Consider the following 16,365-nt stretch of genomic DNA (forward strand, 5'->3'; position numbering starts at 1 on the left):
CGCGCGGCACCATCCGCACCGCCCGACCGCACCGTCCGACCGGGTCGCCGACCGCATCGCCCGACCGGGTCGCCGACCGCATCGCCCGACCGGGCCGCCGACCGGGCGCACGCGGAACGCCGGAGGGCCGCGCACCGATCGGTGCGCGGCCCTCCGGCTCCCATGAGCGGGACGCGGGCTCAGACGGGCGTGGTGTCCGTGGTGGCCGCGGCGTCCTGTGTGCCGACCCGGCCGCGCAGGCGCACACCCAGGATGATCAGTGCGATGCCGAGGATGATCGCGTAGATGCCGATGACCCAGACCAGCGCGAGCGCCCCCGCGCCCGGCGCGACGAGCATCACCAGGCCGAACAGGACCGACAGCGCGCCGCTGAGGACGAGCAGCCACTCGTTGGTGATCTCCTTGCGCAGCCGGATGCCGGACGCGATCTGGACGACGCCGCCGACCAGCGCCCACGCGCCGATGAGCAGCGCGAGGGTGAGCGCCGACAGCTCCGGCCAGAACAGCACGAGCAGGCCGAAGACGATGCTGACGACGGCCTGCACGGCGGGCAGCCACCGCGACCCGGACCGTTCGCCGCTGAACGTGTGCACCAGCAGGAACACCCCGTCGACCAGGGCGAACGCGCCCACGAGGATGACCAGGGCGATGAGGGTCAGGTCCGGCCAGACCAGGGCGAGCACGCCGAACAGTACGGCGGCGGCGCCCCTGATGACGAGCGCCCACCAGTGGCGGGCGAGGACGGCGAGCATAGGGCCACCTTCGGCTTCGGAATAGGAACCTGCGCGGTGGCCTACCCTGCTGCCGGGCGGATGTCGTCGGCGCCGGGTATGGAAACGGCAGCGGCAGGTAAAGGCTCCGCGCGCCGAAGGGACGGACCGCCGCCGGGGCGCACCGGGCGCCCGGAGAGCACGGGACGCACCGGGCGCCCGGCCGCGGCCCGCCGGGCGGGGATCGGCGCCGCTCAGCGGGCGCCCGCCGGTCACCTCAGTGCGCGAGCCGTTCGGCGAGGGTGTCGAGCAGGCCGACCGCCGCCTCGGCGATGACGGTGCCCGGCGGGAAGATGGCGGCCGCGCCGGCCTCGCGCAGCGCCGCGAAGTCGCCCGGCGGGATGACCCCGCCCACCACCACCATGATGTCGGGGCGGCCGAGCTCGGCGAGGGCGTCGCGCAGCGCGGGCACGAGGGTGAGGTGCCCCGCGGCCAGCGACGACACACCCACGATGTGCACATCGGACTCCGCAGCCTGCGCCGCGACCTCCTCGGGGGTCTGGAACAGCGGGCCGACGTCGACGTCGAAGCCGAGGTCGGCGAACGCGGTGGCGATGACCTTCTGCCCGCGGTCGTGGCCGTCCTGGCCCATCTTGGCGATGAGGATCCGGGGGCGGCGGCCCTCGTCGTCCTCGAACCGGTCGACCCGCTCGGCGATGCCGGTCAGGGCCGCGGCGGTGTCGGCGGAGGCCCCTGCTTCGTCGCGGTACACGCCTTGGATGGTACGGATCTGCCCGGAGTGGCGCCCGAACACCCGCTCCATGGCGTCGGAGATCTCGCCGACGGTGGCCTTGGCGCGTGCGGCGTCGACCGCCGCTGCGAGCAGGTTGTGCTCCAGTGTCGCGCCGTCGGACTCGGCCGCGGCGGCGGCGCCGAGCCGGTCGAGCGCGTCCCGCACGGCGGTGTCGTCGCGCTCTTCGCGCAGCCGCCGCAGCTTGTCGAGCTGCTCGGTGCGCACCCGGGTGTTGTCGACCTTGAGGACGTCGATGTCGTCGGCGGCGTCGGGGCGGTACTTGTTGACGCCGATGACCGGCTGGCGGCCGGAGTCGATGCGGGCCTGGGTGCGTGCCGCCGCCTCCTCGATGCGCATCTTGGGGATGCCGGCCTCGATGGCGCGGGCCATGCCGCCGGCGTCCTCGACCTCGCGGATGTGCGCCCACGCGCGCCCGGCGAGCTGCTGGGTGAGGCGTTCGACGAAGTGGCTGCCGCCCCACGGGTCGATGACGCGGGTGGTGCCGGACTCCTGTTGCAGCACGAGTTGGGTGTCGCGGGCGATGCGCGCGGAGAAGTCGGTGGGCAGCGCGAGCGCCTCGTCCAGGGCGTTGGTGTGCAGCGACTGGGTGTGCCCCTGGGTGGCGGCCATGGCCTCGACGCAGGTGCGCACGACGTTGTTGTAGACGTCCTGGGCGGTGAGCGACCAGCCGGACGTCTGGCTGTGGGTGCGCAGGCTCAGCGACTTGGCATTGGCAGGCGCGAACTCCTTGACGAGCCGGGCCCACAGCAGCCGGGCGGCGCGCAGCTTGGCGACCTCCATGAAGAAGTTCATCCCGATCGCCCAGAAGAACGACAGGCGCGGCGCGAACGTGTCGACATCGAGGCCCGCCCCGCGCCCCGCGCGGATGTACTCGACGCCATCGGCGAGGGTGTAGGCGAGTTCGAGGTCGGCCGTCGCCCCGGCCTCCTGCATGTGGTAGCCGGAGATGGAGATGGAGTTGAACCGCGGCATGCGCTGGGAGGTGTAGGCGAAGATGTCGGAGATGATCCGCATCGAGGGCCGCGGCGGGTAGATGTAGGTGTTGCGGACCATGAACTCCTTGAGGATGTCGTTCTGGATGGTCCCCGCGAGCTTCTCCGGCGGCACCCCCTGCTCCTCCGCTGCCACGATGTACAGCGCGAGGACGGGCAGCACCGCGCCGTTCATGGTCATCGACACGCTCATGCGGTCGAGCGGGATGCCGTCGAAGAGCTGGCGCATGTCGTAGATGGAGTCGATGGCGACCCCCGCCATGCCGACGTCGCCGGCCACGCGGGGGTGGTCGGAGTCGTAGCCGCGGTGGGTGGCGAGGTCGAACGCCACCGACAGGCCCTTCTGCCCGGCGGCGAGGTTGCGGCGGTAGAACGCGTTGGAGTCGGCGGCCGTGGAGAACCCGGCGTACTGGCGGATGGTCCACGGCTGGTTGACGTACATGGTGGGGTACGGGCCGCGCAGGTAGGGCGCGAGGCCGGGGTAGCCGTCGACGAAGCCGAGGCCCGCGCGGTCGGCGGCGGTGTACAGCGGGGCGACCTCGATGCCCTCGGGGGTCTCCCAGCCGCGGGCGTCGGGCCCCTTGCCGGTGGCGTCCTCGACGGCGGCGTGCCACGCGGCGCGGTCGGCCGCCGCGAACGGCGATCCGGGCGCGACACCGGCGAAGTCGGGAATGGCGGGGTCGGCGGTGCGCGGCGCGCGCGCGGACCCGGTGGTCTCGGCGGTCACGTGGCCACCCCCAGGGAGTCGCAGAGTTCCGTCAGCAGGCCGATCGCGTCGCCGCCGGCGGCGACGGCGCCGTCCACAGCCTGTGGACGGTCGTTCCCCGCATCGGGCACGGTATCCGGGTCGCCCGCGAGCAGGACCCGCCGCGCGCCCGCCGCCCGCAGCGCCGCGACCGTCTCGGCGGCGCGTTCGGTGTACAGCCGGTCGCTGCCGCAGAGGACGGCGACGCCGGTGCCGCTCTCGGCGAACGCCGCGGCCACCTGGCCGGCGTCCTCGGTCGCCCCCGCGGGAACGGGCTCGATCCCGCCGGACTGGAGCAGGTTCGCCGTGAACATCGCGCGCGCGTTGTGCGCCGCGACCGGGCCGAGCGTCGCCAGGAAGACGCGGGGCCGTGCCCCGGTCGACGCGCCGTGGGCGTCGCAGCGGTCGCGCAGCGCCTCGAACTCCTCGGCGTAGCGGCGGCGCGGCAGCCCGCCGGGCCCCTCGGGCGGCTTCGGCGCCGGGCGGCGCCGCAGCGGCGCCTCGGCGGCGTCGGGGAACTCGCTGACACCCGTCAGCGGGTCGGTGCGGTCGGCGAGGCGGGCGCGGCGGTCCCGCCACACGTCCTCGACGCGGGCGCCGAGCAGCGCCCGGCCCTCGGCGGCCGCGAGCCCGCCGGCGGCCTCCAGCGCCTGGAAGAACGCCCAGCCCTGCGCGTACAGGTCGGCGGTCAGGCGTTCGCCGTAGAACGACCCGCCCACCGGGTCGATGACGCGCGCCAGGTGCGCCTCCTCCACCAGCAGCGACTGGGTGTTGCGCGCGATGCGCCGGGAGAACGCGTCGGGCAGGCCGAGCGCGTGGTCGAAGGGCCGCACGGTCACCGCGTCGGCGCCGCCGACCCCCGCGCCGAAGCACGCGAGCGTCGTGCGCAGCATGTTGACGTAGGGCGAGCGGCGGCTCATCATCGCCGCCGAGGTCACGGCGTGCTGCCGCATGGCGGCCGCCGACCCGGTCAGGCCGCACGCCGACGCGACCCGCGCCCACATGGCGCGGGCCGCCCGCAGCTTGGCGATCGTGAGGAACTGGTCGGCGCTCGCCGCGTAGCGGAACTCCACGCGGGCCGCCGCGTCGCCGAGGCCCAGCCCGGCCGCTGTCAGCGCGCGCAGGTAGCAGACACCGGCCGCCATCGACGCGCCCAGCTCCTGCGCCTCCGACCCGCCGGCGTCGTGGACGGGGGTGGCGTCCGCGGTCATCAGCGTGGCGTTCGGGTAGCGGTCGGCGTGGCCCGCTGCGACGCGCGCCGCGAGGGCGACGTCGGGGGCGTCCCCCGTGCGCAGCGCCGCGGAGAGAGGGTCGATCCCGAGGTGGGCGCGGACCTCGCCGGGCGGCACACCGGCGTCGTCATGCGCGGTGAGCAGTGCGCCGGCGGCGCCGGCGTAGTCGGCCCCGGCGTCGAGCACGACCGGCGCCAGCCCGAGGTGGACGTCCGTCAGCGCCGCGGCGAGGGCGGACTCCGGCAGGCCCGCCGCCCCGGCGTGCAGCCACAGCGACGTGGCGCCGTTCTCCAGGTCGGCGAGGACCGCGGTGCGGGTCGCGGCGGGATCGGGGTCGCGGTGCTCGGCCCGGACGTCCCAGCCGTAGGGCCCGGCGCCCTGCGCGCGGCCGCCCCTGGTGAACGGACTCAGCCCCGGCATCCCCGACTCGCCCGCCTCGCTGTCGCGGGTGTAGAGCGGGTCGATGCGAATGCCGTCGTAGGTGGTGTGCGCGAGCAGCTCCTCCGGGTGCTCCGCCGCGTCGGGGTCGACGCCGCTCTTGCGCAGCACGCCGGCGACCAGCGCGCGCCACGCGCCGATGTCGGCACCGGCGAACCCCGATCCGAGGTCCGGCACGTCGCCCGCAGTGGCCTCGTCGTCCTCCGGCAGCCTCATAACCGCGATCGTAGAGAACGGCGTTCGGTTCCGTCGACACCAGGGTGCGGAGAAGCAGGCCGGGTCCTGCCGCCGCGCAGCGGACGCCGCGGCTACCGGCCCGTCGTCGTGCCGGGCGTGCCGCCGGGGGTTCCGCCGGGCGTGGCGGGGGTTTCGCCGGGGGCGCCGGGCGGCGGGAACACGAAGCGCTGCCGGTCCTGGATGACGAGCGCGTAGCCGTCGTCGGTGGCGGCCTCGACGTAGCCGGGGAGGTCGTCGGACACGACGTCCTTGGTGACCGTGTCGAGGACCGTCTGGGAGTCGCCGTCCTCTGCGCCGCGGGTGTCGCCGTACAGATTGCCGTCGAGGGAGAACGCCGGGGAGAGGGCGCGTTCGGCGTCGTCGTCGAACTGCCAGCGGATCTCGCCCGCCGCGACGTCGAGCGCGATCATCGGGGTCTCGCCGCTGCCCTGCGGCAGCAGCACGGTGCCGGTAGCGGGGTCCTCGATGGTGCCGGGCACCGGCCCGGGGGAGATCTCCGCGCCCGAGGGGTTGGCGCCGGGTTCCGCGAGCGACCAGAGGAGGTCGCCGCTGCGCAGGTCGTGCAGTGACAGCACGGACGGGTCCTCGGCCCCGGCCCAGCGGACCAGCACGGCCCGTGCGGCGGGGTCGCCGCCGCCGTCCTCGGCGGGGGTGCCGGACGCCGACGGGGTGCCGGTGCCCGGGCCGTCGCCGGGAAGGTCGTAGAAGCCGACGAGTCTCGGTGCGGCCTGCGGGGCCGCGGCGATGTCGGGATCGGCGGCGGAACCCTCCCAGAGCAGTGCGCCGTCGTCGGCGAGGTCCCTGGCCTGGAGGCGGCCCGCGCCATCGGCGAGGAACAGCACGTCGCCGTGCGCGCCGACCGGCACGCCGAACCGGTCCTCCGCAGGCACGTCGCCGGGGGGCTCCTCCTCGGCGCCCTCCTCGGCCTCCTCGTCGGGCGGCTCGGTGAACTCGAAGTCCGCCAGTTCCGCGCCGTCGGCCGCGGACACCGTGAACGCCCCGTAGGGCTTTTCGGCGCTCCATCCCTTAGGCCGGCGGACGACGACGCCGTCGAGGTAGGTGTCGCGGGGGTCGGAACCGCGCCACACGGTCTCGCCGCCGGTGTCGATGACGGTCGTGGTGGTGCGCTGCTTCTCGGCGTCCTTCTTCGCGGTGTGCTCGCTGAGGACCAGGGCGTCGCCGCCGTCGGGAGCGGTGCTGAACCGCTCGACCTGCCGGTCGCCCTCCCACAGCGTGCCGCCGTCGGCCGCGCGCTGGAGTACGTGCCGGTCCTCGCTGTTGGAGCTGATCAGGAAGGCGTCGCCCACCGACTGCACGCGCACGCCCATGGGGTCGTCGAGCAGGTCGGGCCCCTCACCGCCCGGGCCGTGCAGGAAGCGCACGGGGCGGGGGCCGATGCCGGGGGGTGCGGTGCCCTCGTACCGGGTCGGCAGCGGGCGCGGGGACTCGTCGGGCGGGTCGGGGGCGGGGTCGCCGGTGCACGCCGCGGCGCCGAGCAGCAGCGCGAGCGCGCTGGCGAGCACCAGTGGGGCCCGACGCCAGGTGCGCATGGCCCGTCTCTCCCTCAGCCGACTATGTGTACGCGCATCCTAGAACGCACGGCAGGTACCTGGATACGCACTTCAGAGCAGTCGGGTTTAGAACGGCACGGGACCGGCGCGCTCGGTGAGGAACCGGTCGATCTCGCCCGTGTCCGGCGCCGTCGCCGGGCCGGTGCGGGTGACGGAGATCGCCGCCGCGGCGTTCGCGCGCCGCGCCGCCGCCACCGGGTCGGCGCCGCGGGCGAGGGCCGCGAGGAACGCGCCTACGTGGGCGTCGCCGGCCCCGTTGGTGTCCACCGGTGCGACGGCGCGGCCCGGCACGCGGACCGGCTCCCGCCCCGGTGCGGCGACAAGGCAGCCCGCCGCGGCGTCGCGCAGCACCACGATGGCGCCGCGCGGCGCGTCGCCGACCAGGGCGGCGAGGGCGTCGCCGGTGTCGGCGAGCCCCGTGATGAGGCGGGCCTCGCGCGCGTTCAGGGTGAGGAGGTCCACCCGGCCGAGCACCCGCCCCCACAGGTCGGCCGGGATGTCCGCCACGACCGGGGCCGGATCGAACACCAGCCGGACGCCTTCGGGCAGCGCCTCGGCCCATTCGACGAGGTCGGTGCGGTACGGGCCGGCCACCAGGGAGTAACCGACCAGGTAGACGAAGTCGCCGGGCGCGGTCGCGACCCGCGCGAGGTCGCCGGCCGCCAGGTGCCCCTCCGCGCCGAGGCTGGTGACGAAGGTCCGCTCGGCGTCGGCGTCGACCAGCGCCACGCAGAACCCGGTGTCCATGTCGGTGCGCCGGGGGTGTGCCACACCGATCCCCTCGGCCGCCATCGCGGCGCGGGCCATGTCCCCGTTGCGGCCCGTGCCGTGGGCTCCGGCGTAGAGGACCCGCATGCCGCTGCGGGCGGCGGCCGCCATGACGTTGAACCCGGCGCCCGGTGTCGCCGTCGCCGAGCGGGCGAACACGTCGCCGCCGACGGGAGGCACGGCGTCGACGGTCATGACGAGGTCGGTGATGACCGCACCGCAGTGCACCAGGCGGCTCACGGTGCGCCTCCTGCGTCCGGTAGGGCGTCGCGGAGGGCGAGCAGGGCGTCGGCGAGCGGCCGGAGGTCGAGGTCGTTGACGCGGCGGACCGTGGCGACGGCGTCGGCGGGGAACGCGGCGGTGCCGTGGCAGGCGCCGAGGACGGCGCCGACGATGGCGGCGATGGTGTCGGTGTCGCCGCCGATTCCCGCGGCGAGCCGGACGGCGGCCCACGGGTCGTCGGCGCGGAGTTCGGCAAGGGCGAAGGCGGCGACCACGGATTCCTGGGAGGCGACTCCGGTGCCGATGGCGGCATGGACGTGGTCCAGCGCGTCGGCCTCGCTGCGGCCTGCGACGTCCGCGCGCGCGTGGCGGATCCGGGCGGCGATGTCGTCGTCGGCGACCGGGTGCCCGTAACGGGCACCCGCCTCTGCGGCGCGTTCGGCCGCGTCAAGCGCCGCGGCGGGCCCGCCGCCCGCGACACCGGTGCTCACGGCCGCGGCGACAGCGGCGGCCGACGCGGTGCCCAGCGTCGTGTTGTGGGTGACGAGCCCGGCGTCGCGGACGCGTGCGATGAGGCCGTCGATCGGTTCGCACGGTGTGGCGACCCCGACGGGGGCGACGCGCATGGCCGCGCCGTTGGTGGTGCCGGAGCGGCCGGCCTCCTCCGGCGGCGTGCCCGCCGCGATGGCGTCGATGGCGCGCTTGGTGGAAGGGCCGAGGAGGTCGGCCGAGCCCTTGGCGGCCATGCCCCGCTCCCACGCGGTCAGCCGTTCGGCGAACCGGTGCGCGTCGATCCGGCCGCACCCTTCGATGAGCAGTTCGGCGACGAGCACGGCCTGCTCGGTGTCGTCGGTGATCGTGCCGGCCGGGAGCCCTGGGGCGATGGGCTGGTCGGCGGGGCCGTCCTCGAAGCCCTCGATGGGGCCGAAGCGGCGCGCGATGTCGGCGCGGCCGAAGGACTGGGTGGGCATGCCGAGGGCGTCGCCGACAGCGAGCCCGTAGAGGGCGCCCAGCGCACGGTCCCGAGTGTCGGCAGAGGTCACCGGCGCGGTCCGATTTCGCAACGCGACCGGAGGGCGCCGGTGGCCTGGGAGAGGCGCACTACCGGTGCTCGGCCCGTACGTCCGCGATGAATGCGGTGAACGCATCGGTGTGGAACGCCAGGTGACCGAGTTCGCGGTGCCGCGTGTCACGCATGTGGACGATGTCCGGAGTCTCGGCGATCTCGACGCAGTCACCGCCGTTGGCACCGCTATGGCTCGACTTGTGCCAGTCAAGTTCCATTGGATTCCCTCCTGAGCGTGTGCAGCACGTCCAGTGTTCCAGCCTCGGGTAGGGCCAGTACCAACGGCAGGTGGGGGCGGGCCCTCCGCCCGCCGTTGGTGCTACTTTCCCCAGGTCACCGGAACGCGGCTCGGTGACAAGGCCGCACCGCGGAGGGGCCGCCCCTTGAAAAACCAGGACTCCACCTGCGGTAGACCGATTCCGATCCTCAAGTTCAGCGAACTTCGGTGATCATGGTGCCGGTCACCTCGTGGTCGGCCTCGCCGCCGCTGAGTTCCGCGATCGAGCGGGTCAGGTCGGCGAGGTCGGGTTCCGCGACCCCGACCTCGATGTGGACCCGGTCGCCGTAGGTGACCGAGCGGACGGCGAACCGCGACCCCCGCAGCGCGTTCTCGATCCTGCCTGCCTGCTCGTGACCGGCGTGGACGGTGACGAGCAGCATGGTGCGCCGCTCCAGCACGCCGACCGCGTCGATCGCGGCGGCGACCGCTCCGCCGTACGCGCGGATCAGGCCGCCCGCTCCCAGCTTCACCCCGCCGAAGTAGCGGGTGACGACGGCGGCGGTGTTGGTGATCCCGCGGTGCCGCAGCACCTCCAGCATCGGGACCCCGGCCGTGCCGCCCGGCTCGCCGTCATCGCTGGACCGCTGGACGTCGCCGTTGTCGCCGAGGACGTAGGCCGTGCAGTTGTGGTTGGCGTCCCAGTGCAGCCGCCGCCGCTCGGCGATGAAGGCGCGGGCGGCCGCTTCGCTGTCCACGCGTGCCACGGCGCACAGGAAGCGCGACTTGCGGATCTCGGTCTCGTGTTCGCCGTCGCGGCTGATCGTCCTCATAACCGCCACCGATCGTATGCCGCCCCGCCGGTACCGGTCCGCCCCGCTCTCCCTGGTCCGCCTCACCCGGCCCCCGGTCCCCGGTCCCACCCTGACCCACCGACCCCGGTCTCACCCCGGCCTACCGACTCAGTTCCACCCCATTTCGTCGACCCCGGTCCCGTCTCGGTCCGGTCCACCGGTCACGCCGCGTCGAGCCCTTCCGGCTGCACGAGCAGCCGGAGCCCCAAGGGTGCGTAAAATCTGGCGCCCTCTGCGCGTCAATTCATGAACCGGACACGGAGGCGGCTTTACATTCACATCGGGCGCCCGGAAGCGGAGACGGGGAAAACCTGGCGGTGGGTCGACCGAAAATCCACCGGTCCCGTGCCGCACACCACTGCAACCGGTGCCGCCGCGGAGGTTCGGGAGCTGTGGGCATACGCGCGCGCAACTGGGCGGTCCTGCTGGTCGGGCCCGCGCTGCTCGTCTACTGCAACGCGTCGGCGGCGAGCGCCGTGACCTCCTCAGCCGCGTCGACGGCGGGTGCCGCGCGCTTCTCGGTCGCGGCGGCCGGGTCTCCTGCCTCCGCGGAGGCCACCACTTCGGCGTTGCGCATCGAGGCGACCGGAACCCCCGTGCACGCGGCGCGCGGTGCGCGCGTCGGCTACACCGTCCAGGCGCACAACACCGGCCGCCGGGCGGTCGACGCCGCCGTCCGCCTGGAGGACGTTTCGCCCGGCCTGTCCATCGCCGCCGCCGAATCCGACCCCGCCTGCACGGTGCAGCGCGGCGGGTACGTGTGCACGCGGTCGGAGCTGAACCCCGGGGCCACCGCGTCCTGGACCGTCTACGGCGACATCGACCACGCGGCGTCCGGCAGCGTGCGTGCCGCCTTCGCCCAGTTCACGGCCGCGTCCAAGGACGACCCGCACACGGGGGAGCAGGGGCGCGGTACCGCGCGCGGCACCGCGGAGGTCGCCACCATCGTGGACGCGTCGCTGCCCGTCGCGTCGCCGAGCCCGGCCGTGTCGGGCACGGCGGCCCCGCACGGCGCGGCCGCCGTGCCCGCCCCGCCCGCGGCGTCCCACTCGTCCCCCGCCCCGGCGGTGTTCCCCGGCGCCGCGGGGCACACGGCTCCGGACGGCACCCGTACCCTGCCGCTGACCGGTGGGACCCTCCTCGGACTGGTCGCGCTCGCCTTCGGCCTGCTCGTCGCGGGCGCCACCATCCGGATGCTGTTCGGTTCGCGGCGCAGGTGACCCGCCGGCCTCGGTAGCGTCGGGACCATGCCGACCCCGGACTTCATCCGCCGCCTCCGCGCGCACATCGGGCAGGACCTCCTCTGGCTTATCGGCGTGACTGCGGTCGTCGTCGACGCGGAGCGGCGCGTGCTGCTGCACCGGCGCGCCGACGACGGCGCATGGTCGACCCCCGGCGGCATCGTGGAACCCGGCGAGCAGCCCGCCGCGGCGCTGGTCCGCGAGGTCGAGGAGGAGACCGGTGTGCTGGTGGTGTGCGAGCGGATCGGCGGCGTCTCCAGCGAGGAGCCGTTCACCTATGCCAACGGCGACCGGGTGCAGTTCATGGACATCGCGTTCCGCTGCCGCCCAGTCGGCGGGGAGGCCAGGGTGGACGGCGACGAGAGCCTCGACGTCGGCTGGTTCCCGCTCGACGGCCTGCCCCCGTTGAGCGGCACGGTCCTGCGCCGGATCCGGTGCGCCTTCGCCGAGGGCGCGGCCTGGTTCGCCGCCCCCGACGCCGATCCCGCCCCAAGGGCCGTCCCTGAGGCCGCTCCCGCTCCCGCCCCGCCCGTTGCGCGCCCCGGCGGGTCCGGCGGCTGACCTGCGTCCTTTCCGCGCCCCGCGCGATTTGGGCGCCGTGCGGAACCGTACATGGGCCCCACGAGTCACAGGATCTGCGGGCGGCGATGACGTACGGGATGCATGCCATCGCGGTCCGGAACAGCAGCGGCGCATGCCGTCCACGACGGGAAGACTGGAAAAGGATATGAGCAAGCGGGGGCTGGCGCTGGCGGCGGCAGCGGTGGGTTCGAGTGCGGTGCTGGCGGCGTGCGGGGCGCTGCCGGGCGGCGGCGGGGGCGATTCCGGCGGGCAGAAGGAGGCCGGGGCAGGCGCGCAGGGCGGCGCCGGAGCGGGGTGGGAGAAGGAGTTCCCCAAGGGGGTGACCCCCATCATCGAGATCGACAAGCCCGGGGGGAAGACCCAGGAGGAGGCGCTCGGCGAGTTCTTCGCCCTCTACGGCGACCTGTTCACCGCCGTCTACGAGAAGGACGCCGACCCGGCGTTCCTCAAGGAGCGGTTCAGCAACGACGCGCCCTCGCCCGAGACGCTGGGCGCGTCCGTGCAGACGTTCGTCGAGGCCGGGGCGGTGCCGAAGGGCGAGGTGCGCTTCTACAACGGCCTGGTGGGCGCCTACACCCAGGACACCGTGCAGGTCGATTTCTGCGTGGACCAGCGGATGTTCAAGGTCCAGGACGCCGAGACGGGCAAGGAGGTCGAGGTCGGCGGGCCGACCGACTGGGAGCCCGACATGCTGAAGCCCGGGATCGTCGCCGCGAGCGGCATCTTCGAGAAGGGCGACGACGGCACGTGGACCAGCGGTTCGTTCTCCATCGACCCGCAGGAGGAAGGGGACACCGCGGCCGGCTGCATGGGCGAGGGCGGCGGGTCGGGGAGCCCGGAGCCCGAACCGTCCTGACGGAGCCCCGAACCGCCCTGACGGATCGCGGTCTGCGGCCCGCGACCTGCGAACCGCGCACCGCAGCCTGCGCACCGTGGCCCGCGGCGCCGCCCCGGTCCCGGCGGCGCCGCTCAGCCGATGAAGCCGTTCTCCGCCAGGAAGTACAGCGCCGCCTGGTCGTGGGTCGCGCCGTCGAGGTCGACCATCCCGTTGAGCTCGATGATGGCGTCCTCGGTGAGCGCGTCGCCGAGGTCCTTGGCGAGCGTGCGCAGCTCGGGGTGCTCCTCGACGGTCTCGCCGCGCGCGGTCATGGCGGCGAGCTGGGTGGTGAAGTACCCCTCGGGGTCGTCGAGCACCTTCAGGTCGAGCGACTCCAGCCGGGCGTCTGTGGTGGTCACCTCGGCGAAGGTGCACGGGCTGCCCTTGGCGACGTTGACGTAGTTCAGCGACAGGCTCATCTGGTAGACGTTCGCGACGTCGAACGGCGCGTCGTAGGACGCCTGGAACCTCTCCCATTCGCGGTCCATGAACTCGGCCGCGCCGCAGAAGGTCGCGTGGTCGGGCTGCTCCCTGGCGAGCCGGCCGAGCCGGGCGAGGTCGTCGACCTCGCCCACGGGGCCGGGGGCGTCGGAGGCGCGGGCGATGGCGTACTGGTTGCCGAACCTCGCCGGGCCGAGCCATTCGACGCTGTTCTCGGCGAGGTCGCGCTTCGCTGTGAGCTCGAACTGCTCCGTGCCGTCGGTGATGACCTCGTCCTCCTTCAGGTACTGGGTCCACCCGGTGCCGGCGTAGTCCCAGTAGAGGTCGATCTCCCCGTCGAGCTGCGCCTTTCGGACGATGGTCGAGCCCATGAGGCCGGTCTTGTCCTCGGCTTCGGCGCCGGCGGCCCGCAGCGCGTACAGGGTGATCTTGCCGAGGATGACGTTCTCGGTGAACTCCTTGGACGACACGGTCAGCGAGGCGCCCGACAGGTCGACGTCCGCGGCGATCGAACCGCCCTCAAGGTCGACGTCCGCGGCGTCGGGCAGGCGCTCGGCGGGGTCGGCGCCGCAGCCCGCGAGCAGGGCCAGGGCCAGCACCGTTGCGCCCGCCGCTGCTGCGGCGCGGTGGCGCGGAGCGAGGGGCAGGACGGTCATCGCGGTTCCTTTTCGGTCCGGTCGGATGTCACACGCCCCGCGGGCGCAGGACGTCCTCGACGATGCCGGCCACCCAGTCGACGGCAAGGGCCAGCACCGCGACGAGCACGCTGCCGGAGAGCAGCACGAGGTCGCGGTAGGAGGCGATGCCGTTGGAGATGACGTCGCCGAGCCCGCCCGCGCCGATGAAGGTCGCGAGGGCGACGGTGCCGACGGTGATCACCAGGGCGGTGCGGATGCCGGCCAGCATCACCGGCACCGCCAGGGGCAGTTCGACCGCCCAGAGCACCTGGCGCCGGGTGAGCCCCATGCCCCGGGCCGACTCGATGACGGCGCGGTCGACCTGGTCCAGGCCGACCATGGTGTTGCGCAGCACCGGCAGGATGCCGTAGACGAGGATGGCGACGACGGCGATGGTGTGGACGCCCCAGCTCACGAACGCCACGGCGAACAGCACGATGAGCCCGAGGGTGGGGGTGGCCTGCCCGACGTTGGCGACGGCGAGGACCCCTCCGGCGTAGCGCCGCGCGCCCGGGCGGGTGAGCAGCACCCCCAGCGGGATGGCGACGGCGAGGATCAGCACCACCACGACGGCGGTCAGGGCGAGGTGCTGGGTGAAGCGGCTGAGCAGGTACTCGGCGTTGAGGCTGCGCTCCTCGATGCGGTCGAGGTCCTGGCCGCCGACGTAGAGGGCGAGCGCGCCGAGGACCAGCAGCAGCGCGGCGGGTGTGCCCGCGTAGCGCAGCCACCGCCCCGCGCGGGACGCCGCCGTGGTGTCGGCGGCGCTCGGGGCGGTCTCGGGCAGGGGCGCGACGAGTGCCATCGCTCAGCGCACCTCCCGCTCGGACGGGGTGCGCCCGGCCGTGCCGCCGCCCGGCCCGGCGGCGCCGGTGCGCGCGGGCGCGGCGTGGATCAGGGTCTGGATGGCGGCCAGGGTGAGGGTGCCGCGGTAGCGCCCGTCGTCGTCGACGACAACGGCGACGTCGGTGCTGTTGGCGAGCATGCCGTTCAGTGCGTCGAAGAGGGTGTGGTCCGGCCCCGCGGGGCCCAGCAGGGGCAGGCCGGTGCCGAGGAGGCGGTCGTCACCGCGGTTCAGTGAGGCGGCCAGCCACCCGGTGGGGCGCCGCTCGGCGTCGAGCACCACGGCGAAGCCGGACTCGGCCGCCGCCAGGACGGAGAGGCGGGCCTCGGCGTCGTCGGAGGCGGTGACGACCGGCCAGTCGGCCGCCGGGTCGATGTCGCCGATCCGGGTCAGGGTGAGGCGCTTGACGAAGGCGCCGGAGCCGATGAAGTCGGCGACGAAGTCGTCGACGGGTTCGCTGAGGACCTTCTCGGGGGTGTCGTACTGCACCACCCGGCCGTCGCCCGCGAAGATCGCGATGCGGTCGCCCATCTTCACGGCTTCGTCGATGTCGTGGGTGACGAAGACGATGGTCTTCTTGATCTCGGACTGGATCCGCAGGAACTCGTTCTGCAACGCCTCGCGGGTGAGCGGGTCGATGGCGCCGAACGGTTCGTCCATGAGCATCACCGCGGGGTCGCCCGCGAGGGCGCGCGCCACCCCGATCCGCTGCTGCTGGCCGCCGGAGAGCTGCTTGGGGTAGCGGCCGCGGTAGGTGTCGGGGTCGAGCCCGACGAGGTCGAGGAGCTCCTCGACCCGTGCCGTGGTGCGCGCCTTGTCCCAGCCGAGCAGGCGGGGGACGGTGGCGATGTTCTCGGCGACGGTGCGGTGCGGGAACAGGCCGGTCTGCTGGATGGCGTAGCCGATGGTGCGGCGCAACTGGTCGGGGTCTGCCTCGGTGACGTCCTCGCCGTCGAGGTAGATGCGCCCGGAGGTGGGTTCGATGAGGCGGTTGATCAGCTTCATCGTGGTGGTCTTGCCGCAGCCGGACGGGCCGACCAGGCAGACGATCTCGCCGCGGGGGACGTCGAGGGTGAGCTCGTCGACGGCGGCGGCGTCCTGGCCGGGGTAGCGCTTGGTCAGCCGCTCCAGGCGGATCATCGGGTGGTCGGCTGCTGCTGCACTAGGCACGGATCCCCCTGGAGGTGGTGAAGCGGTTGAGCGCAGCGAAGCACAGGTCGAGGGCGATCGCGAGGACGACGATGCCGAGGATGCCTTCGAGTGCGAGGTAGACGGCGAACGGGGTGCCGGCGCTGTCGAGCCCCTGGAGGATGAGGCGGCCCAGCCCCGGGCCGTTGACCGCGGCCGCGATGGCGGCGATGCCGAGCAGGAGCTGGGTGGCGACCCGCAGCCCGGTGATGATCACCGGCCAGGCGATTGGCAGCTCGATCTCGCGCATGACCTGCCGGCGGCTCATCCCCATGCCCCGCGCCGACTCGACCACGGCGGGGTCGACCTCGCGCAGCCCCACGATGGTGTTGCGGATGACGGGCAGCAGGGCGTACATGGTGAGCGCCGTGACCGAAGGCGCGGTGCCCAATCCCAGCGGCGTGATGAGCAGGCCGAACAGGGCGTAGGACGGGATGGTCAGCAGGATTCCCGCCGCAGCGACGACCGCGGTGCGCGGTGCCGCCGTGCGGTAGGTGAGGACCGCCAGGGGGACGCCGATGAGGGTCGCCAGGGCCAGGCCCGTGAGGACGAGGAGCACGTGCTGCCCGGTGAGGCCCAGCACCTCGGTGTAGTTGCCCGCCAGGTAGCCGAAGAAGTTCACCGGAGGGCCCCCACGGCAAGGGCGGGCAGC

At 74.0% G+C, this 16,365-nt stretch carries 15 protein-coding genes; 3 read left to right on the forward strand and 12 right to left on the reverse strand.

The genetic code is table 11. From position 1 onward, the window contains the following. Positions 1 to 179 precede the first annotated feature (179 nt). From CLV63_RS06365 to CLV63_RS06400, 8 genes are all read right to left on the reverse strand, one after another. Positions 180 to 752, reverse strand: coding sequence for an HdeD family acid-resistance protein (locus CLV63_RS06365; protein WP_106581940.1), 573 nt, complete (start codon positions 750 to 752; stop codon positions 180 to 182). Positions 753 to 987: 235 nt separating this feature from the next. Beyond that, positions 988 to 3,243 (reverse strand): methylmalonyl-CoA mutase, encoded by a 2,256-nt coding sequence (scpA, locus tag CLV63_RS06370; protein ID WP_394339745.1) that lies wholly within the window; start codon positions 3,241 to 3,243, stop codon positions 988 to 990. Then, positions 3,240 to 5,147 (reverse strand): methylmalonyl-CoA mutase family protein, encoded by a 1,908-nt coding sequence (locus CLV63_RS06375; RefSeq protein ID WP_106581941.1) that lies wholly within the window; start codon positions 5,145 to 5,147, stop codon positions 3,240 to 3,242. Before CLV63_RS06375 ends, scpA begins: the two co-directional genes overlap by 4 nt. Positions 5,148 to 5,239: 92 nt before the next feature. Next, a complete protein-coding gene (locus CLV63_RS06380) occupies positions 5,240 to 6,718 on the reverse strand; it encodes a hypothetical protein (RefSeq protein WP_106581942.1) in 1,479 nt (492 codons plus the stop codon). Positions 6,719 to 6,805: 87 nt separating this feature from the next. After that, positions 6,806 to 7,747, reverse strand: a complete 942-nt coding sequence (locus CLV63_RS06385; RefSeq protein ID WP_281260698.1) for a PfkB family carbohydrate kinase — start codon at positions 7,745 to 7,747, stop codon at positions 6,806 to 6,808. Next, complete coding sequence (locus CLV63_RS06390) at positions 7,744 to 8,772, reverse strand: ADP-ribosylglycohydrolase family protein (protein WP_245928607.1); 1,029 nt, start codon at positions 8,770 to 8,772, stop codon at positions 7,744 to 7,746. Before CLV63_RS06390 ends, CLV63_RS06385 begins: the two co-directional genes overlap by 4 nt. Positions 8,773 to 8,830: 58 nt before the next feature. Beyond that, the gene (locus tag CLV63_RS06395) at positions 8,831 to 9,013 is read right to left on the reverse strand and encodes a DUF397 domain-containing protein (protein ID WP_106581944.1); all 183 of its coding nucleotides are present in this window, start codon (positions 9,011 to 9,013) and stop codon (positions 8,831 to 8,833) included. A 214-nt stretch (positions 9,014 to 9,227) separates the two neighbouring features. Then, positions 9,228 to 9,845, reverse strand: coding sequence for a YigZ family protein (locus tag CLV63_RS06400; protein ID WP_106581945.1), 618 nt, complete (start codon positions 9,843 to 9,845; stop codon positions 9,228 to 9,230). A 413-nt stretch (positions 9,846 to 10,258) separates the two neighbouring features. Here CLV63_RS06400 and CLV63_RS06405 point away from each other — a divergent pair, with 413 nt between their 5' ends. From CLV63_RS06405 to CLV63_RS06415, 3 genes are all read left to right on the forward strand, one after another. Beyond that, the gene (locus CLV63_RS06405; RefSeq protein WP_106581946.1) at positions 10,259 to 11,086 is read left to right on the forward strand and encodes a DUF11 domain-containing protein; all 828 of its coding nucleotides are present in this window, start codon (positions 10,259 to 10,261) and stop codon (positions 11,084 to 11,086) included. Between the two features lie 27 nt (positions 11,087 to 11,113). Then, the gene (locus CLV63_RS06410) at positions 11,114 to 11,668 is read left to right on the forward strand and encodes an NUDIX hydrolase (RefSeq protein WP_106581947.1); all 555 of its coding nucleotides are present in this window, start codon (positions 11,114 to 11,116) and stop codon (positions 11,666 to 11,668) included. Between the two features lie 166 nt (positions 11,669 to 11,834). After that, complete coding sequence (locus CLV63_RS06415; protein ID WP_106581948.1) at positions 11,835 to 12,545, forward strand: hypothetical protein; 711 nt, start codon at positions 11,835 to 11,837, stop codon at positions 12,543 to 12,545. Positions 12,546 to 12,658: 113 nt separating this feature from the next. Here CLV63_RS06415 and CLV63_RS06420 read toward each other — a convergent pair whose 3' ends face one another. The 4 genes from CLV63_RS06420 to CLV63_RS06435 are packed head-to-tail and all read right to left on the reverse strand — an operon-like array spanning position 12,659 to position 16,335. Further along, positions 12,659 to 13,663, reverse strand: coding sequence for a glycine betaine ABC transporter substrate-binding protein (locus CLV63_RS06420; RefSeq protein ID WP_106581949.1), 1,005 nt, complete (start codon positions 13,661 to 13,663; stop codon positions 12,659 to 12,661). A gap of 28 nt (positions 13,664 to 13,691) precedes the next feature. After that, positions 13,692 to 14,486, reverse strand: coding sequence for an ABC transporter permease (locus CLV63_RS06425; RefSeq protein ID WP_106581950.1), 795 nt, complete (start codon positions 14,484 to 14,486; stop codon positions 13,692 to 13,694). A gap of 3 nt (positions 14,487 to 14,489) precedes the next feature. Then, positions 14,490 to 15,695 (reverse strand): ABC transporter ATP-binding protein, encoded by a 1,206-nt coding sequence (locus tag CLV63_RS06430; protein WP_245928608.1) that lies wholly within the window; start codon positions 15,693 to 15,695, stop codon positions 14,490 to 14,492. Then, positions 15,688 to 16,335, reverse strand: coding sequence for an ABC transporter permease (locus CLV63_RS06435; RefSeq protein ID WP_106581952.1), 648 nt, complete (start codon positions 16,333 to 16,335; stop codon positions 15,688 to 15,690). Before CLV63_RS06435 ends, CLV63_RS06430 begins: the two co-directional genes overlap by 8 nt. Positions 16,336 to 16,365: the final 30 nt, after the last annotated feature.

The sequence above is a fragment of the Murinocardiopsis flavida genome, from assembly GCF_003014485.1.
In the GTDB taxonomy this organism is placed as follows: Bacteria; Actinomycetota; Actinomycetes; order Streptosporangiales; family Streptosporangiaceae; genus Murinocardiopsis; species Murinocardiopsis flavida.